The sequence below is a fragment of the Rhodococcus sp. IEGM 1379 genome (assembly GCF_030056815.1).
GTDB lineage: Bacteria > Actinomycetota > Actinomycetes > Mycobacteriales > Mycobacteriaceae > Rhodococcus_F.
The window spans coordinates 1-24598 of the sequence record NZ_JASHKR010000060.1 but is presented as its reverse complement, the minus strand read 5'-3'; the positions used below and the strand labels follow the sequence as shown (position 1 = coordinate 24598).

Genomic DNA, 24598 nt, shown 5'->3' with positions numbered 1-24598 from the left:
CTGCCGCGCGTCACGGCTGCCTGATCGCATTCCTGGTTCCATTGAACCCGGTACTGACGTTCTACGACTATTGAATCAGGTAACGCGATGAGAGGTTGTCACCTTGGTGACAGTGTGGGGCGCCGATGTCGGGTTCGACTAGCGTTGCACCTGTGTTCACAGCTGCCGCCCTGGTCCCGTCGCCGCCACTCCTAGTTCCGCAATTGTCGGGTGACTCGGCCCTGTCAGCCGAGGTCCGCGCCGCTGTTGTGGGTGTGGCCCGAGAACTCGCTGCCCTGTCCACACACTGGATTGCGGTCGGCGTCGACGCAGCCTCGGTTGTGGGCGACGTCAGCCGGTCGGGTGTCGGGCGTGGTGAGTTCGGAACCTTCGCCGGGTTCGGGGCAGAGGTGCGGACGCAACTCGACGCGGATGCGACTGGCCCGGTCAATCGTGAGTTGCCGTTGGCTGCTCTCGTGGCAGGTTGGCTTGGAAGCCAGGTCGAGCGAGAAGTTCACATCGACCTGCAACTGGTCTCGGCGGATGCGACTGCGGACGAATGTCGCGCCGTCGGAGTTGACCTACGCGCGCAGCTTGACGACGGTGACGAACCCGTCGGTCTGTTGGTTCTCGCGGACGGTGCCTCGACATTGACGCCGAAGGCTCCGGGCAGTTTCGACGATCGTGCGCCGGCGGTGCAGGCGGTGATCGATGCAGCGCTCGGGAAGGGTGATCGTGAGGCGTTGCTGAGTTTGGATCCGACGCTGTGCTCAGACATCGGTGCGTCCGGCCGGGCCGCGTGGCAAGTTCTGGCGGGAGTGTTTACCGAGCAGCCCGTGGCCTCGGTCGAATACAACAGTGCGCCGTTCGGTGTCGGATACCACGTGGGGATGTGGCGCCCGTGAGTATTCCCGTGCATCTTCGTCCGATTGCGGTGGTGGGCCCGACGGCCTCGGGGAAGTCTGATCTGGCTTTGGATCTTGCCGAGGAATTCGGCGGAGAGATTATCAACATCGACGCCATGCAGCTCTATCGCGGCATGGATATCGGTACGGCAAAGCTCAGCGTGAGCGAACGTCGGGGGATACCGCACCATCTGTTGGATGTTCTCGACGTGACCGAGACGGCCACGGTTGCCCGTTATCAGCAGGACGCCATCACGCTCGCGGAGCGGTTGATGGAATCCGGTCGAGTACCCGTCATCGTCGGCGGTTCGATGATGTACGTGCAGTCACTGCTCGACGAGTGGGCGTTCCCCGCCACTGATCCCGTGGTGCGAGCGCGTTGGGAGGCTGTCCTTGCCGACGACGGTATCGGCGCGGTGCATGCTGCCCTGGTGGCGGCGGATCCCGTCGCGGCAGCATCGATTCTCCCGACCGACGGACGTCGGATGGTGCGGGCGTTGGAAGTGGTGGAGCTGACCGGGCAACCGTTTGCGGCTTCGGCGCCGCAGATTGGTGAACCGCGTTGGGGGACAAGAATTCTCGGTGTCGACCGAGAAACGGAAGGGCTGGATGCGCGCATTCGGTTGCGCACGGACCAGATGTTCGAGAGCGGGTTGGTCGGCGAGGTCGAGGGCTTGATTAAACGTGGCCTGCGCGACGGTGTAACGGCGCCGCGAGCGATCGGCTATTCGCAGGTGCTGGCGCACTTCGACGGTGAGTACGACCTCGACGAGGCACGCGAGCGCACGTTTATCGGCACGCGCCGCTATGTGCGTCGCCAACGCTCTTGGTTCCGTCGTGACGCGCGGGTGCAGTGGATCGACGGTGGCGCGGGCGGTGTTCTGAATGCAGCACGCCGCGCATTGTCCAGCGGTGATCGGTGACCGTTTCAGGCCGATGCGTAACAAATCTCCCTGCTCCGCTATTTTACAGTTAGCTATTTAGTGGTTAACTTTATGGGGTGGCCTCCAGGTGGCGTCACGACCGACCAGTCTTGACCGACCAGTCTTGACCGACCAGTCTCGACCGACCAGTCTCGACCGACCAACGGAGGACGACAGATCATGGTGCAGACCGGGTCGCATGCAAAGCCGAAGCGCCGGCGCAAGAAGAGCCTTCCGCTGATCCTGCTCTTGGTCGTGTTTCTCGCAGTCGGCGGCGGATTGATCTACTTCGCTGTCAGCGCGGCCGGTAAGCCGATCAGCGCACCGTTGCCGGATGCACCGTTCGAAGTCGGAACGGCACCGGATCCGGGAATCGTCTGGGCTCCGGCACCGACTGATCTCCCGCCCAACACACTTGCGATTCCGGACCTGGATGTGCGCGCGGACATCGTAACCAGTGGTCTTGGCGCCAATCGCGGGATGATCCTGCCGCACCCCGACAAGGTCTCCCATTTCCTCAACGACGTGCATTCCGGCGCTCCGGTGGGAACCAATCTCGTAGCCGGGCACGTCGACGACGGTGACCGCACCCATGGAGCGCTCTGGCCGCTGCACCAGATCAAACCGGGCACGCCAATTTACGTGACCGATGACGCCGGTGTCATGTTCACCTACCACGCGTCGAGCCTGAAACTCTTCGAAAAGGTCGCGCTGCCGGCCGAGTTCTTCTCCGATACCGGCGAACCGCGCCTGGTTCTGGTGACGTGCGGTGGGCCGACGGTACCGGACCCCTCGATGCCCTCCGGTTTCACCTACGAACACAATCTGGTGGTCACCGCTTCGCCCGAATAGGGCGCGAGTTTCTGACGGATATGATGACGCTCATGGATTTCAGCAAGGGACACGGCACGCAGAACGACTTCGTTGTTCTCCCTGACCTCGACGTTCTCATCGATCTCGAGCCCGGCAAAGTCGCGGCACTGTGCGATCGTCAACGCGGATTGGGGGCCGACGGCATCTTGCGCGTCGCTCGGGCCGGTGCGCTCGCGGAAGCGGGTGTCCTGGCCGAGATTCCGGCTGGAGTTGCCGCCGACGACTGGTTCATGGACTACCGCAACGGTGACGGCTCCATCGCCGAAATGTGCGGCAACGGTGTCCGTGTATTTGCGCACTATCTGAAGGCTTCCGGCCTCGAGAACCGTGGTGAGTTCGTCGTCGGCAGTCGGGCCGGTGCTCGTCCGGTTATCGTCCATTCCGCTGACGGCACGGTTGGTGAGGTCACTGTCGCAATGGGCCTGATCAAGGAACTGGGTTCGAGTACGGCGACGATCGACGGGCGCGCGTTCACGGGACTCGGCATTGATGTTGGCAACCCGCACCTTGCCTGTGTCGATGCCGCACTCTCCCCGGAAATGTTGGCGGCATTCGACCTCGGTGGTGCGCCGGTGTTCGATCCGGCATTCTTCCCGCACGGCGTCAATATCGAAATTGTCACGGCTCTGCAGGAGGGCAGCGTCAACATGCGCGTCCACGAGCGAGGCGTGGGTGAGACGCGTTCGTGTGGCACCGGAACCGTCGCTGCGGCCGCTGCGGCGTTGAAGCACGACGGGCGCGTCGACGGCACGGTGGCTGTACGAGTACGTGGTGGTCAGGTGCAGGTTACCGTCGAAAACGGCCATGGTTCGTTGCGTGGTCCGTCGGTCCTGGTCGCGTCCGGAACGATCAGCGACAACTGGTGGAATTCGCTCGAATGAAAAGCGGATGCACCACAATGACGTTTCGTGGGATCATGGGTCTTGTATGACGAAATCACATGACAGTCAAGAATCCGCTGCAGACGAGTCTGCAGAGTCGTTTGCTGCAGACGAGTCCACAGGACACGAGCAGCCTGAATACACGGCGCCCGCCTCGTCCGGAGATCCGTCGGTCGGCGAGATGCAGCTCGAAGCTCGCGAAGCGCGTCGCCGCGTCTCCGGTCTGTCGACCGAACTCGATGATGTCACCGAGGTCGAGTACCGGCAGTTGCGTCTCGAGCGTGTCGTCTTGGTCGGTGTCTGGACCCAGGGGACGGCCGAGCAAGCCGAGAACAGCATGACCGAGCTGGCTGCCTTGGCGGATACAGCGGGGTCCGAGGTTCTCGACAGCCTCGTACAGCGCCGCGACAAGCCGGATACGTCCACGTACATCGGATCCGGCAAGGCACACGAACTGCGTGAGATCGTTCTCGCTACGGGCGCCGACACTGTCGTGTGTGACGGCGAGTTGACACCGGCGCAGCTCACGGCGCTGGAAAAGGTCGTCAAGGTCAAGGTCATCGACCGTACGGCCTTGATTCTCGACATCTTTGCCCAGCACGCTACCTCCCGCGAAGGTAAGGCCCAGGTCGCCTACGCGCAGATGGAGTACATGATTCCCCGCCTGCGCGGTTGGGGTGAGTCCATGTCCCGTCAGGCCGGTGGTCGTGCGGGCAGTAACGGCGGTGTGGGTCTGCGTGGCCCCGGTGAGACCAAGATCGAGACCGACCGTCGACGCATTCGTGAGCGCATGGCAAAACTGCGCCGCGAGATCAAGGCAATGAAGGCTGCCCGCGACACCAAGCGGACACGTCGTCTACAGAGTGACATTCCGTCGGTTGCGATTGTCGGATACACCAACGCCGGCAAGTCGAGTCTTCTCAACGCCCTGACTGGTTCGGGTGTTCTGGTGGAAAACGCACTGTTCGCCACCTTGGATCCGACGACGCGGCGGGCATCGCTCGACGACGGTCGCGAATACGTCCTGACCGATACCGTCGGATTTGTGCGACACCTGCCGACGCAGTTGATCGAGGCCTTCCGCTCGACTCTCGAAGAGGTCGCCGACGCCGATCTGCTGATGCACGTGGTGGATGGATCAGATCCGCTGCCGACCGATCAGATCAACGCTGTTCGCGGTGTCATCACCGATGTTCTGCGCGAGACGAATTCAGCGGCCCCGCCGGAATTGATCGTCGTCAACAAGATCGATGCCGCAGATCCGGTCACACTCACGCAGTTGCGTGCGCTGCTGCCCGGAGCTGTCTTCATCTCGGCTCGGACCGGGCAGGGCGTGGAGGAACTGCGCGCCCACCTCGCTGAGGTATTGGTGCGACCCGACGTCGAGGTCGACGTTCTGGTTCCGTATCACCGCGGCGACCTGATGGCCAGAATCCACTCCGACGGAACCATTTTGGAGTCCGCTCACGAGGAATCCGGTACCAGGGTTCACGCCCGCGTGCCGCAGATGTTGGCATCGGCATTGGTCGAGTACGCACCGAGTGCGTAGGCGGTCGAGTACGCACCGAGTGCGTAGGCGGTCGAGTACGCACCGAGTGCGCAGGCGGTCGAGTACGCACCGAGTGCGCAGGTCGGCGCGTGCAGCCGCGGTAGTGGGCGCACTGGCAGTACTCGCTGTAGGAAGTGCTACTGCACAAGCGAATACGCCCGTTCCCGGAACGGGCGTATTCGAGCCACTGTGCACACCAACCGATCCCGGCCTCGAAGAGCTTTCGGGAATGGTGGCTCTCGGGGACCGAATTTTTGCGATCGGCGACAGCGGCAACGACGAGGTAGTCCTCGAAATGGATTTCGATTGTGCTGTGCACAAACGGATTTCTGTACCGATCGACCCGTACGACGTCGAGGATCTGGCGTCGCACGGCGGTCTCTTGATTCTGGCGGATACCGGCGACAATCGGCGTGCTCGTGAAACTGTTGCCTTCATCACTTTGGACCCCGAATCGGGTGACGGCACACTGCATCGCGCAGCTTATCCGGACGGCCCGCACGACGCCGAGACAGTGCTCGTAGATCCGGACGGCCGTTTGTTCATCGTCACGAAGGAACTGCTCGGACCGAGTAGCGTGTACACACCCGAAGATGGGCAGACAATCTCCAACCTGGCGGAACCTGGACCCACTCCGCTGGCCCGGGTCGGCACGGTGCGCACAGGTGATACGTCGACGAGCGGGTTCAATTCCGTGATGTTCACGGGCGGCGCCGTCTCCGCAGACGGTTCGGTACTGGCGCTGCGCAGCTATACGGATGTGTACCTGTACCGAACCGGTGACGACGGTATCGGCGCGGCGCTGACAGAATCTGTACCCCTGCGAGTCCCGACACCCCATCAACCGCAAGGCGAATCAGTGATGTTCACCGATGACGGTGATCTGGTGATCGGCTCCGAAGCGCAGGGTGGCTCACTGCCGCCGTTGTACGTCATGCGCGGTGTAGTTGACGGGATGACACCCGATGAGGTGGTGGCAGAAGGCTCTACGTCGACTGCGTCGAACCGGGTTGTGCTGTGGGGTGGCGTCGGCGTTGTCGTCGTTGCACTGGTAATTCTTGTGGGCTTCCGAGTGCGTCGGCGCTGAGACCGGGAAGCTGAGAGCGGAAATGCGAGAGGCCGGTCCTCGCACTGAATGTCAGTGCGAGGACCGGCCTTTCACCCTTGATGCTCAGGCGTCGAGATCGGCGGCAACCAACTCGGCAACCTTCTCGAGGGCGGCGACGTCGTCGGACTCGACGGTGACTTCGGTGTCCTTGGCAGCGCCGAGTGTCATGATCATGAGCGCGGAACCTGCGTCGACGGGTTCGCCGCCGGCAACGGCCAGGGTGACGGTGGCTCCGGATGCGCCGACTGCTTCTGCGATCAGAGCAGCGGGGCGAGCGTGGAGGCCGACTGCGGAACCTACGGCAACGGTCTTACTGGGCATGGGAACTCCTAGAGGTGTGGTCGTTGGTGGTTGTGTCGATCATGCCGCAGCGGGCACGGTTTCGGGGTCCAACTCTGCGTCGGTCGGTCCGGAGCGGATGAACTGTTTCGCTGCGACGACGGCAAGTGCTGCAACGACGGTGCCCGCGGCGAGGGAGACGAGGAACCATCCGATTCCGCCGATGGCGAAGGCGACGAAGATCCCGCCGTGCGGTGCACTGAGAGTGACGTTGAAGGCCATGATCAGGCCGCCGGTGACGGCGCCGCCGGCCATCATCGAGGGAATTACGCGGAACGGATCGGCGGCTGCAAACGGGATGGCGCCTTCGGAGATGAATGCGGATCCGAGCAACCAGGCAGCTTTGCCGTTCTCACGTTCAGCTTCGCTGAAAAGGTTGGGGCGCAGGACGGTGGAGGCTAGGGCCATAGCGAGCGGCGGAACCATACCGGCGGCCATGACTGCCGCCATGATGCGCAGCGAAGCTGGGTCGTCGACATTCAGGCCTGCAACAGCGAATGCGTAGGCAGCCTTGTTGACGGGACCGCCGAGGTCGAAGCACATCATGAGGCCGAGAATGATGCCGAGGAGGATCGCTGAGCTGCCGGAGAGGCCGTTGAGCCAATCGGTGAGACCGGAGGTGATGGCGGCCAGGGGACGTCCGAGGACAAGGAACATCAATGCGCCGACCACCAGGGTGGCGAACAGCGGAATGATCACGACGGGCATCAGCCCTCGTAGCCACTGTGGGACGGCGATTCGGCCGATGTACAGCGCGACAACGCCGGCGATCAGACCGCCGACCAGGCCACCGATGAATCCCGCTCCGACAAACACGGCCACAGCGCCGGCCGTGAAGCCAGGCGCAATGCCGGGCCTGTCGGCGATGGCGAAGGCGATGTAACCCGCCAGTGCCGGGACAAGGAAGCTGAAGGCTAGTGAGCCGATCTGGAACAGAACGGCGCCGAGGTAGGTGGCGAGTCCTCCGTCCGGCAGATTCGTCAGTGAATTGTTGAGCACGATGTCCTGCGCCGGCCCGGAGATTTCGTATCCGCCGAGTAAGAAGCCGAGGGCGATGAGCAGGCCACCGGCCGCAACAAACGGGATCATGTAGCTGACGCCGGTCAGCAGGACCTGGCGTAGGTGGGTGCCGAAACCGACTGTGCCGGTATCGCCGTCGTCGGCTGTGGCGGCAGTTGTGCCGTCGACCGTTGCGGCGGCCGGGTTGTCTGCAGCGCGCAGCGCTTCGGCAAGCATCTTGTCCGGCTCGTTGATGGCTCGTTTCACGCCGGAGGCGACGACGGGTTTGCCGGCGAACCTTTCACGGCCCTTCACTCCGACATCGGTGGCGAAGATGACCGCGGCGGCACTGGCAATCACGGACGGAGCGAGGGCGGTGCTTCCACTGGACCCTTGGGTTTCGACGTGCACCGTGACACCGGCACGTTCACCGGCGGCAACAAGTGAATCAGCGGCCATGTAGGTGTGCGCAATGCCGGTGGGGCAGGCGGTGACCGCAACGATGTGGCGCGGCGCCGCCGGCTCCGTGGTAGCTGGTTCCGCAACCTGTTTCCCGACGGAAACAGATGCGGGAGCTGGAGATGCGGGTGCCGGCGTTGCCGGGGCCGGGCTGAGAACCTCGTCGACCAACCGCACGACCTCGTCAGGGGTCGACGCGTCGCGAAGGGACGTCACGAATTCCGGTCGTACCAAGGCGCGGGCCAGGGACGAGAGAAGCTTCATGTGCTCGGCGCCGGCGCCTTCCGGTGCGGCAATCAGGAACACGAGGTCGGCGAGGCCGTCGGGAGCCCCGAAGTCGACCTTCGGATCGAGGCGGGCAAATCCGAGCGACGCGGACGTCACGGCTGCGGAACGGCAATGGGGGATTGCGATTCCGCCGGGAAGGCCGGTAGCCGACTGGGCCTCGCGGGCGAGGGCGGCCTCGACCAGGCCGTCGGCGTTGTCGGCACGGCCTGCCGCGGTCAATCGCGCGGCCAGGGCGCGAATGACGTCGTCTTTGGAGGAACCGAGGTTTGTGTCGAGTGAGATCAGTTCGGGGCTGATGATCGGGGAGCCGGAACCGCGTGCGGTGGGATCGGACATGTCAGTTTCCTTAAAACTCAGGCGAGTTCGGTGGGCAGGGCGGACTCGGCAGCCACGATCGTGACGCCTGCGAGATCGACTTGTTTGGGTGTTGGAAGGGTGGTTCCGGGAAGGGATGCTGCTGCGCTTCCGTAGGCGACGGCATGGCGGAGGCATTGCGCTTGATCCGCCCCGGCCGTCGCAGCAAGGATGTAGCCGGCGAGTGACGAATCACCGGCACCGACGGTGCTGACCGCAACGATTGGGGGAGCGGTAGCGATCCAGGCGCCGTCGGCGGTGACCAAGACCGCGCCCGCTGCACCGAGTGTTGCGAGTACCGCGCCGACACCACGGTCGACCAGTCGGGTGGCGGCAGCGATTGCAGGGCCCGGATCACCGGCTTGCGCAGCACTTTCCAGAACGTGGCCGTCGACGCCGGTGAGTTGAGCCAACTCTTCGCCGTTGGGCTTGAGCAGATCCGGCGCCGAGTGGGGGAAATTGTCGGCGAGTGCAGACAAGGGTGCGTCGGAGGTATCAACTGCTACTCGGCACGGGTGATCTCGAAGGGCCGTAACAAGTTCCGCGTACCAACCCGGGTGAACCCCGGGAGGTACCGATCCGGACAGGACTATCCAGTCGGCGATGTCAGCCCGCGAGATCAGTTCGTGGGCCAACGCCTCCAGCGTCGACGCGGACAGTGTGGCACCAGGTTCGTTGATCTTGGTGGTCGTGCCGTCAGGTTCTGCCACGGTGATGTTGGTCCGGGCGAGGCCCGTCGTGGCAACACCGAGGTGGGGGATTCCGCCGGTAGCGAGCGCGCTCAGAAGCGGGTCACCGGGATTGCCGGGGAGAATCGCCAGTACTTCGAGTTGTGCGGCGCTCAGGACACGGGCCACGTTCACCCCCTTGCCGCCGGGATCGCTACGGGTGGACTGTGCGCGCAGGACGGAGCCCCGCAGGAGGGGTTGGTCCAACTGCACCGTTCGGTCGATGCTCGGATTGGCGGTCAGCGTGACGATCATGCGATCACCACCTCGATTCCGTGGTCGTGGAACTCGGATGTATCTGCGGCACTGATGTCCTCGTCGGTGATGAGGACGTCGATGCTGTCGAGCGGAGCAAAGCTGATGAGATGCTCGCGGCCCACCTTGGTGGAGTCGGCAAGCACGACAACATGATTGGCGGCCTTGACCATTGCGCGCTTGACGGCGGCCTCCTCGCTGTCGGGGGTTGAAAGTCCATGCCCGGGGCTGATTGCGTTGGTACCGATGAAGGCAACGTCGACGCGAAGTGTGCTCAGCAGACGGAGGGCGTCCTCGCCGACCGCGGCCTGGGTGACTCCGCGGACACGACCGCCGAGCATGATCAACGACACTGAACTCATCGATGCCAGGCGTGCGCCGATCGGGACGGAATTGGTGACGGCCGTGAAATCGAGTTCGGGGGGGATTTCCGCCATCATGCGTCCGGTTGTGGTGCCGGCGTCGAAAATTACGCTGCCGCCGCTGACAGGCAGGTAGGTGGTGGCGCACCGTGCGATTCGGTCCTTCTGCTCGGCGCGGGTCTGATCACGTTCGGCCATTCCGGGTTCGGTCACGTGTAGCGAACCGGTGGGCACGGCACCGCCGTGAACGCGTCGGATCTGGCCGATTCGTTCGAGGAAGGCGAGGTCGCGTCGAACGGTTTCGGTGGTCACGCCGAAGGTTTCGGAAAGTGCTGACACGGACATGCGGCCACGCTGCGACACCATTCCGGCGATCGCTTGCTGACGTTCTTCCGCGTACACGTGTTCTCCGATTCGGCGAGGGGATCTGGCGGTCGGTTGCCGATCACAGTTGATGTTGCTTTATGTTGTTTTACGCCCGAGTGTGTTGACATGTCAATAGTTGCGAGTAACCTTCGTCACAACGAGGCTGAGTAAGCAGGAGGACACGATGACCGAACAGATCGATCACGCGAGCGTGCACGGAACTCCCGTCGTACCTGGTGTCGCCTACGGCCCGGCCATCTGGCCGGCCCGGCGCCCGGAACTGGTCTTCGAGGCACCGCCGCTCGACGAGTCGGTACGAGCAAGCGCGCAGGACGACTTCATCGCCGCAGCCAAGACGGTGGAGGGTCGACTGCTCGCGCGCGCCGCCGACGCCACCGGCGCTGCAGCCGAGGTGCTTGTGGCCAACGCGGCGATGGCCGCAGATCGTGGTTGGATCGGCGCCGCCCAGAAATCGATTGCCCAGGGAGTTCCGCCGGTGCAGGCGGCCATCGCGGCGACGGAGCAGTTTGTCACAGTCTTCACCAAACTCGGTGGGTTGATGGCCGAGCGGGTCACGGATCTGAAGGACATCCGCGATCGCGTCATCGCAGAGTTGGCGGGCCTGCCCGAGCCTGGCATTCCGGCTCCGGAAACTCCGTCGATTCTGTGTGCCGACGACTTGGCGCCGGCTGACACCGCGGGCCTGGACCCAGCCAAGATCATCGGACTCGTGACCGTTCTCGGTGGTCCCACCAGTCACACGGCGATCATCGCGCGTCAGCTCGGGATCCCGTGCATCGTCGCGGTCAAGGATCTGGCCACGGTTGTAACCGGGACACCCGTACTGATCGACGGGACGACGGGTCAGGTGATCAGTACGCCCGATGCGGATCAGGCTCGCGCTTTGGTCGAGGAATCCAGGTTGGACCGCGAGCGTGTCAGCACATGGGTCGGACCGGGGCAGACCGCAGACGGAGTGGCCGTCAACATCATGGCAAATGTGCAGGACGGTGCCGGTGCACGCGCGGCGGCCCTGACGCAAGCCGAAGGTATCGGACTGTTCCGCACCGAACTTTGCTTCCTCGGCCGCGAGACCGAGCCGACGGTCGACGAGCAGGCCGCAATTTACGCCGAGGTTCTGGAAGCATTCGCGGGCAAGAAGATCGTGATCCGCACTTTGGATGCGGGCTCCGACAAGCCGCTGAAGTTTGCCAATCATCAGGAAGAAGCAAATCCGGCGCTCGGAGTTCGCGGCGTTCGAATTGCGTGGCAGGACATGGGAATTCTCGATCGTCAGCTTGATGCCATCGCGGTTGCGGCGGCCCGAACCGGCTCACGGCCATGGGTGATGGCACCGATGATCGCCACGCCTGCCGAAGCCAAGCGCTTTGCCGACGCAGTCCGCGCCCGCAATCTTGTGCCCGGTGTGATGGTGGAGATTCCGGCTGCAGCATTGCTGGCGGATCAGATTCTCGAGCACGTCGAGTTTCTGTCGATCGGTACCAATGACCTCGCTCAGTACACGATGGCAGCTGACCGGATGTCTTCCGAATTGGCAGAACTGACCGATCCTTGGCAGCCCGCGGTGATTGCCCTGGTTGCTCGGACGGCGCAGGCCGGGAAAGTCGCCGATAAACGAGTCGGTGTGTGCGGCGAAGCTGCCGCAGACCCGCTGCTGGCCTGTGTTCTTGCGGGTCTGGGTGTCTCGTCGCTGTCAGCCGCATCCGCGTCGGTGGCCGGTGTCGGGGCCAAGATCGGGTCCGTCACGATGGCGCAGTGCGAGGCAGCTGCGACGGCGGTTCTCGCGACCGGCGATCCGGCCGAGGCCCGTAAGGCTGCGGCTCGCGTATTGACGTAAAGGGGTTCCCAACTGATGGTCAGTGAGGACAGTTCTGTGTTGTTTGATGCAGTGCTGTCCGGCAACGGTGAATAGCCGGTCGGAAATGGTGACCGGGAACAGCAGTCGGCGAGCGTGATCGAACGTGCCACATCGGCAGATACGGTCTGAGCCTGTCGCAGACCCTCTCCGAGATCCGGTTTCCGGCGGCAACGGCAATACACCGCACTGCACACACGACTTCTCGATCCGGATGTGTCGATTCTCGACGACGGTAACCAGGTTCGATCGCGAAGGCGACGACGCATTCTTGTCGGTGCGGCGTTGTACCTTTCTGTTGTCAGGCGATCACCGGCAGCGGCAGGCTCTGGGGGAGTTGACGGTCAGGTGCACAACATGACTACCGGTGTGATCGTCACTGCCGATACCGACAGTGCCGCACCGGATCCAGTCCGGATCGGCGCACCGACCAGCAACCGTCAAAGCGGTGGCAAGACACCCAAGTGATGGTTCGGCGTGTGCACACCCGCATCGTGAATGCTCGCCGCGATTACCTCCACACGCTGACCACTCGCCTCGTGAACGAGTTCGACACTGTCGTTGTCGAAGATGTGAATGTCGCGGGAATGACACGGCCTAGTGGCGTCTACAAGAAGGGTTTGAATCGGGCGTTGAATGACGCCGAACTCGGCGAGATCCGACGCCAGGTCACCTACAAATCCGATTGGGCCGGTACTTCTCGGGTTGTGGCGGATCGGTGGTATCCGTCGAGCAAGACCTGCTCCAACTGTTCGGTAGTGAAAGCCAAACTGCCGTTGAAGGTTCGGGTGTTCACGTGTGATGCGTGCGGTTTCAGCGCGGATCGTGATCACAATGCTGCGCTGAACCTCGCTGCCCTTGCGGCCGCGGCCGCGGGTGGTGCGTCTTCGGCGAGTTGCGGACGAGACGGTAAAGAAGCCCGCCGGAAACCAAACGTAAGACCTGCCACCGCGCGGGCAGGGGGTATTGCCGCGGGAACACCACATGGTGGTGAACGTGGCCGGAGCAATCGGGTCGCTCAGGGCGAGTGCATTGAACAACACTCAAAATGAACGGATTCGAGCAGTGTGACGCGGGGGAGTCGGCGTCGGCCTCTAGTATTTCGACCTGTGACTGAACGAGAAACAATTACTGGGTCCGGCGGAATCGGCTGGAGCGTCCACGGCGACGGTAAACGAATTGCCGACGGGGCCGTGGTCGGACCGGATGAGCGGCTCAGCTGGCCCCGCACGGTCGGGATCGGGATGCAGCACGTCATCGCGATGTTCGGCGCCACGCTGCTGGTGCCGACCATCACCGGTTTTCCGGTCACGACGACGCTTCTGTTCTCGGGTATCGGCACCGTGCTGTTCCTGATCATCACGAAGGGTCGGATTCCGAGTTACCTCGGTTCGTCGTTCGCGTTCATCGCGCCCCTGACTGCGTCGGCGGGTTCGGGTCCGGCCGCTCAGCTCGGCGCGGTGATGGCGGTCGGTATCGTGCTGATGCTCATCGGTCTAGCTGTTCGCCTGATCGGCGGACGCATCATCGACGCTGTCATGCCTCCCGTGGTAACCGGTGCCGTCGTGGCATTGATCGGCCTGAACCTTGCGCCGACGGCCGCGGGCTCCTTCCAGTCTCAGCCGTTGATCGCCACTGTGACGCTCGTGTCGATCCTGCTGGTCACCGTGGTCGGGCCGGGTTTGCTCGGGCGACTCGGAATCCTCGTCGGTGTTGTCATCGGCTGGGTATTCGCCGCGGTGTACGGCGGTCTCGACAGCGAGCGTGTGACAGCGCTTCACGACGCCGACTGGTTCGGCCTACCGACCCTGCACGGGCCCTCGTTCGACTGGTCCGTCATCGTGTTGGCTCTGCCGGTCGTGATCGTTCTCGTGGCCGAAAACGTCGGGCACGTCAAGGCGGTCTCGGCGATGACCGGGAAGAATCTCGACGACTTGGCCGGTAACGCACTCTTCGCAGACGGTCTCGCAACGACGCTCGCCGGCGCCGGCGGCGGTTCCGGTACTACGACGTATGCCGAGAACATCGGCGTGATGGCGGCGACGCGCGTCTACTCGACGGCGGCGTACTGGGTGGCGGCGGCGACGGCCATGGTTCTGGCCTTCTCGCCGAAGTTCGGTGCTCTTGTCTTCACCGTTCCGAACGGTGTAATCGGTGGTGCGACGATGGTTCTCTACGGACTCATCGGAATCCTGGGTGTGCGGATCTGGATGGAAGCCAAGGTCGATTTCACGGATCCCGTGAACCTCACCGTGGCTGCTGCAGCTCTCGTTGCCGGTATCGGCAATCTGACGCTGACAATCGGCTCGGTGGAGCTCGGCGGTATTGCGTGGGGCTCGATCGGAATCCTTGTCGCGTACCCGGTCATGCGTTCTCTGGCCAAATTCCGTACTGCGAGTAACAGATAACCGGTACAGTCACGAATCGTGATCGTTCGGGTCATCGACGGATTCGGTGAGTAGTTCTACCGTCGGTACGAAGAGGCAAGTGGGTTGTCGAAGTTCGCCCGCCCAGAATGTATCGAAGTAGTAGGAGTCGGCGTGGAGCGCACCTTGTTCGAACCAGAGCACGATCTCTTCCGGGAGTCGTACCAGAACTTCTTGGCACAGCACGTTGCACCCAACCACGAGAAGTGGGAAGCGCAGAACATCGTCGACCGCGATGTCTGGGTGGAAGCGGGCAAGCAGGGTTACCTGGGAATGGCTGTTCCCGAAGAATTCGGCGGCGGCGGAGTCAAGGACTTCCGCTACAACGCAATCATCACGGAGGAGACCACCAAGGGCGGTTTCAGCGGTATCGGATTCACGCTTCACAACGACGTCGCCGCGCCCTACCTGATCGACCTGAGCAATGAGGAGCAGAAGCAGCGTTGGCTCCCGGGTTTTGCGTCGGGCGAACTGATTTCGGCAATCGCAATGACCGAACCGGGAACCGGTAGCGACCTGCAGGGCATCAAGACCAGGGCCGTGCGCGACGGTGATCACTGGATCCTCAACGGCTCCAAGACTTTTATCACCAACGGCATCAACGCCGACATCGTCATCGTGGTCGCCTGCACCGACCCCGACAAGGGTGCGCAGGGGTTCAGCCTGTTTGTTGTCGAGCGCGGCATGCCGGGCTTCGAGCGGGGCCGCAACTTGGACAAGATCGGCATGAAGGCTCAGGACACTGCAGAACTGAGCTTCACCGATGTTCGGGTGCCGGCAGCAAACCTGCTCGGCGAAGAGGGCATGGGCTTCCTCTACCTGATGAAGAACCTTCCGCAAGAACGACTCTCGATTGCCGTTGTTGCAGCTGCTGCAATGGAATCGGTGCTCGAGAGCACGATCCAGTACTGCCGCGATCGCAAGGCCTTCGGCAAGTCGATCGGCAGTTTCCAGAACACGCGATTCGTACTGGCGGAACTGGCAACCGAAACCACGGCGGTCCGCATTCTGGTGGACAAGTTCATCGAACAGCTCAATGCCGAGAAGTTGACGGTGCAGGAAGCTGCCATGGCCAAGTGGTGGACTACCGAGGCCCAGGTCAAGCTGATCGATCGCTGCCTCCAGCTCCACGGTGGCTACGGCTACATGAAGGAATACCCGGTTGCCAAGGCGTACATGGATTCCCGTGTCCAGACCATCTACGGAGGCACGACGGAAATCATGAAGGAAATCATCGGACGGTCCTTGAACCTCTGATGGTGCAGAACGTTTGATCGTAGAACTACAACGACGCGGGCCCCGGCATCAGCCGGGGCCCGCGTCGTTGCATGTGCCTATTCGATCTCGGGAAGCGTCAGATCTTTCGCATAACGGTGACGACCTTGCCCATGATGACTGCATTGTTTCCGGAAATCGGCTCGAACAACGGATTGTGCGGCATCAGCCACACATCTTTCTTCACTCGCTTGAATGTCTTGACCGTTGCCTCGCCATCGATCATGGCGGCGACGATGTCACCGTTCTCGGCCACGTTCTGCTGACGGACTACCACCCAGTCGCCATCGCAGATAGCGGCGTCAATCATGGATTCGCCGACCACCTTCAGCATGAACAGTGAGCCCTGGCCCACCAATTCACGGGGGAGCGGAAACACGTCTTCGACGGCTTCTTCTGCAAGGATCGGCCCACCAGCCGCGATCCGGCCGAGGACGGGCACAAATGCCGGCTCGGGAAGTGGATCGCCCGTGCTGTTGCGGATCTCCGACGAGTGCTTGGCCACCGATGCAATGGCGGTGTCGGCTGCCACTTCGTCAAGCCCTCGAACGTCCACAGCGCGAGGGCGATTGGGGTCACGGCGAATGAACCCCTTGCGCTCGAGAGTGCGGAGTTGATGTGCCACCGACGACGTCGAGGTAAGCCCGACGGCGTCGCCGATCTCACGAATGCTCGGCGGGTAACCGCGCTCGGTCACCGATTCGCGAATGACTTCGAGAACACGGCGCTGCCGCGGAGTGAGCGACTCGGCTGACGTCGCGGTAACTCCTGCCGTTGCGGCACTTGTGGAGCGATCGTCCTTCATGGCGTTGTGCCTCCGTGTCTGCGGTGTTTGGTCGTGCTGCGTTCTAGGTGGTGCTGCGTTCTAGGTGGTGCTGCGTTTCAAGTGGTGCTGCGTTGCTTGTCGGTAGGTCCTGATCAAATCAGCTTCAGCACGTAGAAGTCGCTCAGGGATCGTGCTGTGTGCTCTGACACGAATCTATCCCTATTTGCTCAGGGTTTCAAACATCTGTTCGAGACGTGTCGCTTGAAACGCGAGACTTTGTCGGACGAACGTGGTAGAAATTCGAACATGCGTTCCATCGAACGCAGGTTCGAATCGTTGGCAGGTCCGAATCGGTCGGTGTAGATACGCGGAGGTCATGATGGGCAACGCAGCACTGAAATCTGAAGTGTTCGATGACGCAGAACTGAAGTACGCAGAATTCGATTGTGATGTTCGGCCCAGCTACGGCACTGCGTCGGGTAACGCTGGTCGCAGCTCTGCTGCGATGCCGAAGTATCACGCGTCGTTCTACGACGCTGCGCCCTATGACGAGGCGGTCGGCGCGATGCCGTACCGAGTGCGCCGCGAGGTATCCGACATTCGAGAGCGCCGTGACGGTACTCGCGAAAGTGGTCGAGACTTTGTCGTGGATCGTCGGCTCGAGCGTGATGTGGACCGTGCACGACCACAGGGCGGCAATTTCGAGCACCGCAATCGGGTAGGCGTTTCGCGCGCATCTCACGCTGTCGATTCCGTTGACGTAGGTTGGCGGAGCGTGGTTTTGGGTGTGCTGCTGACAGCGGTTGCGGTACTGGGTTTGGTGGGCCTTGCCTCTGTGTCCGTGGGTGGGGTTTCAGGTCCGGTCAACGAGACGGGCGTGGTTCGGGTTGCCGCGGGGGAGACGCTCAGCGACATAGCCGCTCAGGTAGCGCCGGGGCAATCGGCGGGGGTTGTGATCAGTCGGATCATGGATCTCAATGCAATGTCGAATTCGAAGTTAAGCGTAGGTCAGACGCTGATTGTTCCTGCGGCGCAGGTTCGTTGACGATTCCTGTGGAGTTTGGTCGGATCAAGTGCGTCGACGGGACCGGACGGCGCGTGAGTTCTGGTCTCGCGGTGGGGCAGGTGTATCGGATCCGGAGTCAGCGTGCATGAAATCGATTTCCTCGAGTACGAGTAAGCTGTGGGCTTGACAGTCATACCACTCCGTGTGGTCGCGTTGTGCCCGCGTGTCTGCTCTGCGAATCGTCGGAAGATTTGCAGTGGTAGGGAATCGGAATGGCGGCCATGTCGGCAAGACAAAAGGAACAACGATGCATTGCCCGTTCTGCCGACACCCTGACTCCCGAGTAGTCGACTCGCGTGAGGCGGATGAAGGGCAGGCGATTCGCCGTCGGCGGTCCTGTCCCGAATGCGGTCGGCGTTTTACGACGGTGGAAACGGCAGTGCTGTCGGTAGTCAAGCGCAGTGGCGTCACCGAACCCTTCAGTCGTGAGAAGGTCGTCAAGGGTGTGCGTCGAGCGTGTCAGGGTCGTCAGGTCGACAACGATTCATTGAATCTGTTGGCACAGCAGGTCGAAGACGCCGTGCGCTCTTCGGGTTCCGCGGAGATCCCGAGTAATGAAGTAGGACTTGCCATTCTCGATCCACTACGCAATCTCGACGAGGTCGCATACCTCCGGTTTGCGTCGGTCTACAAATCCTTCAGTTCGGCTGAGGATTTCGAACGCGAGATCACCGACATGCGGGAGCATGCGCAGAATCGGGAAGCCGTGAAGTCGGCCGGCGAAGAAACCGTCTCTGCTGTCGATTGAGGCCTTCGACTTAGATAACGCTCCGGGAACAAAAATGCATTTTGCCCGACTCTGAGGCCGGCAGAGGCCTACGCTCGGCGGGTACGTTCAGCGGTTCGAGTTGGTTTCGTGCCACTCGGATCGTCAACCGATAGTTATCGTTACGGAGGCGTTATGCCCTTGAACGGAATCATCGCAGTTCTCAACAGTCTGGTCACAACGGGGTTTGCCAACACCGTCACTACAATCGGCGGCTCAGTGACCAACGTGAATGTCATCTGAACTGACAATCAGCGTTTGATCGTCTCGATCGCCTTCAGTACCCGCTTCTCGGAGATCGGTGTGGGCGTTCCCAACGATTGTGCAAACAAGCTCACACGAAGTTCTTCGATCATCCATGAGATGGCATCGACATCTCGGGCGGTACGACGCTCTTCCGGCAGCGAGTTCAGTAGTCGGTCGTAGGCCGCGTAAACGCGGTCGAGTACGTCCATGGCTTGCTGGTCGCGAGTTGCACTGGCAGGTAGGGCTTCGAGTCGGAATGTCGCTGCTGCCAGGTAGCGGGGTAGATCGCGCAGTCGCGCCGAACCCAGTTCGGCGACAAAGCCGGGGAAGAGGAGCGACTTCAGTTGCTCGCGAACGTCTTCGGCGGGTTCACCGCTTGAACGATGGAGAACCACGTTCAAGCGGTGCGACTGTTCGAGGATGGGCACGATCATGCGCAGTATCGCGGACACGCGTCCTGCCAGTTCTGATCGCGCGACTTTGACGAGCGCGTCGAATGCTTCGGGTGTGCGAACCGGCCCACCCTTGGCCGCGATGATCTCGTTGGCGGCGGCGACTCGACAATCTTCGACCAACGCTTCGAGGCTTCCGTCCGGGTTCTGGCCCAGCAGGAGGCGATGCGTATTGGAGAGCCCCGACGTAACAGCTTTGAGTTGCGTCGGTACCGCTGAGAGGAGCAAAGCGCGGGAGCCGTCGCGCATCGACTGAGCTTGCGCCGCAGGGGTACTGAGGACGCGAACTGCCACGCCACCGTTTTCGGGAACCAGTGCCGGATATCCGGTGACCTGTTGGCCGCCGATCTTTCGGGTGATGGTGGGTTCCAGGGCGCCCAAGGTTTCGGACGTCCACACCGCTGCGGCTGCTCGTTCGGTTCCGGTGGCGGCCTTGGCAACTTCCTTCTGGACGCGCGGAGCGAGTGTGCGGCGGAGCTCCGCCAGGTCTTTGCCCTTGGCCAGTACCTTGCCTGATTCGTCTTCGACCACGAAAGTCATCCGCAGGTGATCCGGAAGCGCGCTCGGATCGAAGTCCTTGGATTCGATATGTACTCCGCCGAGGCGGGAGAGTTCTCGGGCCATTGCTGTGAGTAGCGGTTCGGAGCGGGGCTTGATCGACGAGAGTGCGGCGCTTGCATAGTCGGGTGCCGGCACAACCTGGCGCCGGACGTTCTTCGGCAGTGTCTTGATCAACGCCGTGACGAGGTCGACGCGCATACCTGGCACCAGCCAATCGAACCCGACGGGCTGGAGTTGCGCGAGCAGGCCGACAGGGATGTGTGCGGTGACTCCGTCGTCATCTTTACCGGGTTCGAACTGATAGGTGAGCGGCAACTTCATGTCGCCCTGGCGCCAGGCGTCGGGGAATTCGCCGCCCAAAACCGTTGCAGCATCGGAGTTCACGACGGTTTCCGGCGTGAACGTCAGGAGGTTCGGATCTTTTCGGCGTGCAGTTTTCCACCACTTGTCGAAATGGCGTGCAGAAACGGCTTCCTCACCGATGCGGGAGTCGTAGAACTCGTAGAGCGTCTCGTCGTCAACCAGAATGTCCCGTCGGCGCGCTCGGTTCTCGAGTTCTTCGACGTTGTCGAGCAGCGCACGGTTTTCATGGAAGAACGCGTGCTGGGTAGTCCATTCGCCCTGTACCAAGGCATGGCGGATGAACAGTTCCCGCGAGGTTTCCGGGTCGATCGAGGAGTAGGTGACAGCGCGGCCCGTGACGAGGGGGACTCCGTACAGAGTGACCCGCTGGTACGCCATCGCCGAACCGCGTTTGGAGGACCAATGTGGTTCGGAGTAGGTGCGCTTGACCAGGTGCGGCGCAAGCTTCTCGGCCCACTCCGGTTCGATGCGGGCGGACATGCGAGCCCATAGCCGCGACGTTTCCACCAGTTCGGCGGCCATCACCCAGCGCGGTGGCTTCTTGAACAGGCCGGAACCGGGGAAGATTGCGAAGCGGCTTCCCCGCGCACCCAGGTAGTCGCGCTTCTCGCCTTCGCGAAGTCCGATATGGGAGAGCAATCCGGCCAGCAGCGACTGGTGAATTGCGTTCTCGCCGGCCGGCGCGTCGTTGACGGTCCATCCGAGTCCACGGGTGATCTGACGCAGTTGACCGTGCAGGTCCTGCCATTCGCGGATGCGTAGCCAGTGCAGGAATTCGTTTCGGCACATCTTGCGGAACTGGCTGGAGGACAGGTCGTTTCGCTGACTGCGGAGATAGTCCCACAGCTTCAGATAGGCGAGGAAGTCGGAATTCTCGACAGTGAAGCGTGCATGCTTTTCGTCGGCGGCCTGCTGGAATTCAGCCGGGCGCTCTCGCACGTCCTGGATGGACAGTGCCGCGACGATAACCAAAGTTTCGTGCAAGCAGCCGTTTGTCTTGGCTTCCACCAACATTCGGGCCATGCGCGGGTCGACGGGAATCTGGGCGAGTTCACGTCCGATGGGAGTGAGCTCCGGGTGGGTTGCGTCGGAGCCACGCATGATGGCGCCAAGTTCTTCGAGTAGTCCGATACCGTCCTTGATCGCCCGCGAATCTGGCGGCTCGACAAACGGGAAGGCAGCGATGTCTCCGAGGCCCAACGCCGTCATCTGCAGGATGACTGACGCCAGGTTGGTGCGAAGAATCTCGGGTTCGGTGAATGCCGGCCGTGATTCGAAGTCTTCTTCGGAATACAGACGGATGCAGATGCCCTCGGCCACACGACCACAGCGGCCGGATCGCTGACGCGCCGACGCCTGGGAAATCGGCTCGATGGGCAGTCTCTGCACCTTGGTACGTACCGAGTATCGCGAAATGCGCGCGGTACCAGGATCAACGACGTAGCGAATTCCGGGAACAGTGAGCGATGTTTCGGCGACGTTGGTGGCCAGGACAACTCGTCGACCGGTGTGGGCTGAGAACACCTTGTGCTGCTCGGCGGCCGACAGTCGGGCATAGAGGGGAACAATTTCGGTGTTACGTAACCGTTTGTCGCGCAGCGCATCTGCAGTGTCGCGAATCTCCCGTTCGCCAGAGAGGAAGACGAGGATGTCGCCTTCGCCTTCGGCGCTGAGTTCGTCGACGGCCTCGCAGACTGCGTCGACGGGATCCCGGTCGTAGCTGATGTCACCGGACTCGACAGTCAGTGGCCGGTAACGCATTTCCACCGGGAACGTACGGCCGGACACCTCGACGATGGGCGCGGGCTTCCCGTCGACGGCAAAGTGCTCCGCAAAACGCTGGGGATCGATGGTGGCCGACGTGATGATGACCTTGAGATCGGGTCGACGGGGGAGTAGTTGCGCCAGGTATCCGAGAATGAAGTCGATGTTGAGGCTACGTTCGTGAGCCTCGTCGATAATCAGCGTGTCGTAGCGGCGCAGCATCCGATCGCGTTGGATCTCCGCGAGCAGAATGCCGTCCGTCATCAGTTTCACATATGTGCGGTCGGATACCTGATCGGTGAATCGCACCGTGTAGCCCACGGCGTCGCCGAGTTCGGTGTCGAGTTCCTCGGCGATACGTTCGGCGACGGTACGTGCGGCGAGGCGTCGCGGCTGGGTATGGCCGATGAGCCCGCGAACGCCGCGGCCCAGTTCGAGGCAGATCTTGGGGATCTGGGTTGTCTTGCCGGAACCTGTTTCGCCGGCCACGATCACGACCTGGTTTTCGGCGATCGCGCGAGCGATGTCGTCCTTGCGCTGGCTGACAGGCAGTGATTCGGGGTACGAGATTGCGGGCACGCCGGCGGCGTGGGTGCTCAGTCGCGCGCGAGCCTTTTCGATTTCGGTGGCCACCGTTGCCAAAGCGCCCGGGGTGCGGGCACGGTCGAATGTGCGACGGAGTCGATTCTCGTCACGCAGGGAGACCTGTGTCAGTGCGCTCTTGAGATCACTGCGTCTGGGCGAGAGCGGGACCGGTGGTGTAGTAGACATGCTGACGACAGCCTATCGAATAGGTCTGCAACTCCTGCCCGCAGAGTCCGCGGTTGTGAAAACATCGACCGGTGACGACAAAGACCGTAAATGGGGCATCTGCAGCGCCGGCGTCGACGCCGATTGTTGTGCGTGCTCTTCGGCTGGCCTTCGCGATCTACGGCATCACGGCACTCCTGTGGATTCCGATCCGCAATGCCGACGGTTTCTCGCTGACGAACTATCTGAGCTACTTCACCATCGAAAGCAACATTCTGGCGACGATAGTCCTGCTTGTCGGAGCGGTTCGAGATCCGCAGTCGCGTACCTGGCAGTCGATCAGAGGCGCAGTTACTCTGTACATGGTCATTACCGGCATCGTTTATGCAGTGCTGTTGGCAAATGTCGACGTGATGCTCAAGGACGCGTGGATCAATGCCGCGCTGCACCGAATACTTCCGCTGGTGCTGCTTCTCGACTGGGTCGTCTATGCGTCTCGGCACAAGTTATCCGAAGTGGAAGCACTGAAGTGGCTCGCATTTCCCGCCGCCTACGGGATTTACTCCTTGATTCGCGGACCCATCGTTGACTGGTATCCGTATCCCTTCCTCGACCCGAGGCAGCAGGGTTACCTGTCGTTGGTCATCGGAATAGTGGTGCTCGCCGTGGCCATGGCCTTGATGGCGTTGGCGGTCAACGCAGTTGGACGTCTCGGTGCCAAGTGGCGGTATCGCAATGACGGGATCGTCCTCGCGCCGCGCTGATCGAAGGCGTTGCGCTGTTCATCGTGATGACCGCCAGTGGTGTCTGGTGACTCTCACGGGAATCCGTAGCGCCGGCGCAATTGATCGAGGGCGTGAACGTCTTCGCCAGTGAGTGCCGTGGCCTTCGCCAACTCCATGGCAAGGAGGTAATCCTGGTGCCGGCGATCACGGTCGGCGTCCGGGAGATCTGCATATCCGGGGTGATCGTCCGGTGCAGTTGTGCCGGGTTGATCTGTGCGTTCGAACTGAGCGAGGTAGGTGGCGATGGACGCGGCTTGGCGTCGATGGTCGTCTGGTGTCATGTTCGCATCTTTCGGATGATCATCATGGTGCCCCGACTCCACTCGTCAGGACTGGTCGATAGTTCTCTGGGATAGCTGTGCCGGCGTGATTGGTGAATGGCGAGCATCAATCGTAATGATCGTGCTGTTTCTGCAGTTCCGGGCAGTATTGCCATCCCTGCTGGTTGGCGTTCCCGTGGATTGGAAACGCGTCACTTCTGTGGACCTACGTACAGATTTTGATAGTGCTCGATAATAACGACCGACTCTCCGATTCTTGAGGTTACCCGACAGTAGCAATGTACCGGTTATCGAGAACGATTGCCGACGCGGTAGACGTGTTACACGGCTGGCGCTGTGTCGGTTTGCGGATTGCACCCTTCAAATGTGTGCCGAGCGCATTCGTCGATCACGTCGGCGACGTTTGATCGACGGGCCAGTGTGCGCCGTTGCACGATGGCACCGTTGCCGTGATCGAGCATCATCTCGAGAGAGGCGGTGACCTGGTCGAGTTCTCCGAAGTCGGCACGCGTCGGTGCAGTGTGATCCAACAATCGGCTGACAGCGTGGCGAGCAGGCACCAGACGCACGCCCTCGAGGTCGAGTGCACGGCCGCCAAGTCCGTCGTGCGCAGCTCGCCAGCACGCGGCGCGGAGTAGCACTTGGTCGACGTTCTGCGCTGGTTCACCCCGGCGAATCGCCGTGATCGCGGTGGTGAACAGTGCAAGTACCAGCGTGGCAAGTGTCATGGATTCCACGACAGTGGCTGGCACGTCGCTGATTCGGATCTCGACCGTAGGGAGGTGGTCGGAAACTCGTGGGACTGCCCCCGGTTTGGATGACATCTGACCTGTGAAGATCAGTCTTCACGGTG

The 24598-nt window shown here is 62.0% G+C and carries 20 protein-coding genes and 1 pseudogene; 13 read left to right on the top strand and 8 right to left on the bottom strand.

Features of this window, described 5'->3' with window-relative positions; all coding sequences use genetic code 11:
- Nucleotides 1-152: 152 nt before the first annotated feature.
- The 6 genes from QM600_RS22770 to QM600_RS22745 all read left to right on the top strand — a co-directional run bounded on the left by QM600_RS22770 (nt 153) and on the right by QM600_RS22745 (nt 6197).
- Complete coding sequence (locus QM600_RS22770; protein WP_283263814.1) at nt 153-884, top strand: class III extradiol dioxygenase subunit B-like domain-containing protein; 732 nt, start codon at nt 153-155, stop codon at nt 882-884.
- Nucleotides 872-1807, top strand: a complete 936-nt coding sequence (gene miaA, locus QM600_RS22765) for a tRNA (adenosine(37)-N6)-dimethylallyltransferase MiaA (protein WP_502943071.1) — start codon at nt 872-874, stop codon at nt 1805-1807. Before QM600_RS22770 ends, miaA begins: the two co-directional genes overlap by 13 nt.
- 180 nt (nt 1808-1987) lie before the next feature.
- Nucleotides 1988-2659: a class F sortase gene (locus QM600_RS22760; protein ID WP_283263812.1), complete on the top strand. Its 672-nt coding sequence runs from the start codon at nt 1988-1990 to the stop codon at nt 2657-2659.
- A gap of 32 nt (nt 2660-2691) precedes the next feature.
- Entirely contained in the window at nt 2692-3561 is an 870-nt protein-coding gene (gene dapF, locus QM600_RS22755; protein WP_283263811.1) for a diaminopimelate epimerase, read from the top strand.
- Nucleotides 3562-3607: 46 nt separating this feature from the next.
- Nucleotides 3608-5110 carry a GTPase HflX gene (hflX, locus tag QM600_RS22750; RefSeq protein ID WP_283263809.1) on the top strand — a complete coding sequence of 501 codons (1503 nt, stop codon included), beginning with the start codon at nt 3608-3610 and terminating at the stop codon, nt 5108-5110.
- 73 nt (nt 5111-5183) lie between these two features.
- Nucleotides 5184-6197: a hypothetical protein gene (locus QM600_RS22745; RefSeq protein ID WP_283263807.1), complete on the top strand. Its 1014-nt coding sequence runs from the start codon at nt 5184-5186 to the stop codon at nt 6195-6197.
- Nucleotides 6198-6281: 84 nt separating this feature from the next.
- On the opposite strand, the gene QM600_RS22740 is transcribed toward QM600_RS22745, so the two are convergent.
- Genes QM600_RS22740 through QM600_RS22725 form a run of 4 tightly spaced genes read right to left on the bottom strand, consistent with a single transcriptional unit; the run spans nt 6282 to nt 10404 of the window.
- Complete coding sequence (locus QM600_RS22740) at nt 6282-6539, bottom strand: HPr family phosphocarrier protein (RefSeq protein WP_094272515.1); 258 nt, start codon at nt 6537-6539, stop codon at nt 6282-6284.
- A 39-nt stretch (nt 6540-6578) separates the two neighbouring features.
- Complete coding sequence (locus QM600_RS22735) at nt 6579-8639, bottom strand: PTS fructose transporter subunit IIABC (protein ID WP_283263805.1); 2061 nt, start codon at nt 8637-8639, stop codon at nt 6579-6581.
- 17 nt (nt 8640-8656) lie between these two features.
- Nucleotides 8657-9640 (bottom strand): 1-phosphofructokinase, encoded by a 984-nt coding sequence (gene pfkB / locus QM600_RS22730; protein ID WP_283263804.1) that lies wholly within the window; start codon nt 9638-9640, stop codon nt 8657-8659.
- Nucleotides 9637-10404, bottom strand: coding sequence for a DeoR/GlpR family DNA-binding transcription regulator (locus QM600_RS22725; RefSeq protein ID WP_283263803.1), 768 nt, complete (start codon nt 10402-10404; stop codon nt 9637-9639). The genes pfkB and QM600_RS22725 overlap by 4 nt, the downstream gene beginning before the upstream one ends.
- Before the next feature lie 148 nt (nt 10405-10552).
- On the opposite strand from QM600_RS22725, the gene QM600_RS22720 reads away from it, so the two are divergent.
- From QM600_RS22720 to QM600_RS22705, 4 genes and pseudogenes are all read left to right on the top strand, one after another.
- Complete coding sequence (locus QM600_RS22720; RefSeq protein WP_283263802.1) at nt 10553-12226, top strand: phosphoenolpyruvate--protein phosphotransferase; 1674 nt, start codon at nt 10553-10555, stop codon at nt 12224-12226.
- Nucleotides 12227-12699: 473 nt separating this feature from the next.
- Nucleotides 12700-13296 (top strand): annotated as a pseudogene (locus tag QM600_RS22715) (RNA-guided endonuclease InsQ/TnpB family protein); the annotation flags it as partial.
- 57 nt (nt 13297-13353) lie between these two features.
- Nucleotides 13354-14652, top strand: a complete 1299-nt coding sequence (locus QM600_RS22710) for a uracil-xanthine permease family protein (RefSeq protein WP_502943069.1) — start codon at nt 13354-13356, stop codon at nt 14650-14652.
- Nucleotides 14653-14784: 132 nt separating this feature from the next.
- Nucleotides 14785-15927, top strand: coding sequence for an acyl-CoA dehydrogenase family protein (locus tag QM600_RS22705; RefSeq protein WP_283263801.1), 1143 nt, complete (start codon nt 14785-14787; stop codon nt 15925-15927).
- A 97-nt stretch (nt 15928-16024) separates the two neighbouring features.
- Here QM600_RS22705 and lexA read toward each other — a convergent pair whose 3' ends face one another.
- Complete coding sequence (lexA, locus tag QM600_RS22700) at nt 16025-16750, bottom strand: transcriptional repressor LexA (protein ID WP_283263799.1); 726 nt, start codon at nt 16748-16750, stop codon at nt 16025-16027.
- Nucleotides 16751-17090: 340 nt separating this feature from the next.
- On the opposite strand from lexA, the gene QM600_RS22695 reads away from it, so the two are divergent.
- Together QM600_RS22695 and nrdR are read left to right on the top strand one after the other, a co-directional pair.
- A complete protein-coding gene (locus QM600_RS22695) occupies nt 17091-17756 on the top strand; it encodes a LysM peptidoglycan-binding domain-containing protein (RefSeq protein WP_283263798.1) in 666 nt (221 codons plus the stop codon).
- A gap of 268 nt (nt 17757-18024) precedes the next feature.
- The gene (gene nrdR / locus QM600_RS22690) at nt 18025-18525 is read left to right on the top strand and encodes a transcriptional regulator NrdR (RefSeq protein ID WP_283263796.1); all 501 of its coding nucleotides are present in this window, start codon (nt 18025-18027) and stop codon (nt 18523-18525) included.
- A 269-nt stretch (nt 18526-18794) separates the two neighbouring features.
- Here nrdR and hrpA read toward each other — a convergent pair whose 3' ends face one another.
- Nucleotides 18795-22700, bottom strand: a complete 3906-nt coding sequence (gene hrpA, locus QM600_RS22685) for an ATP-dependent RNA helicase HrpA (RefSeq protein ID WP_283263794.1) — start codon at nt 22698-22700, stop codon at nt 18795-18797.
- A gap of 71 nt (nt 22701-22771) precedes the next feature.
- Here hrpA and QM600_RS22680 point away from each other — a divergent pair, with 71 nt between their 5' ends.
- A complete protein-coding gene (locus QM600_RS22680) occupies nt 22772-23443 on the top strand; it encodes a Pr6Pr family membrane protein (protein ID WP_283263792.1) in 672 nt (223 codons plus the stop codon).
- A 53-nt stretch (nt 23444-23496) separates the two neighbouring features.
- On the opposite strand, the gene QM600_RS22675 is transcribed toward QM600_RS22680, so the two are convergent.
- On the bottom strand, nt 23497-23745 hold the full coding sequence (locus QM600_RS22675; RefSeq protein WP_283263791.1) for a hypothetical protein: 249 nt from the start codon (nt 23743-23745) through the stop codon (nt 23497-23499).
- A 320-nt stretch (nt 23746-24065) separates the two neighbouring features.
- Nucleotides 24066-24569 (bottom strand): glutamate-cysteine ligase family protein, encoded by a 504-nt coding sequence (locus tag QM600_RS22670; protein WP_502943068.1) that lies wholly within the window; start codon nt 24567-24569, stop codon nt 24066-24068.
- Between the last annotated feature and the right edge of the window lie 29 nt (nt 24570-24598).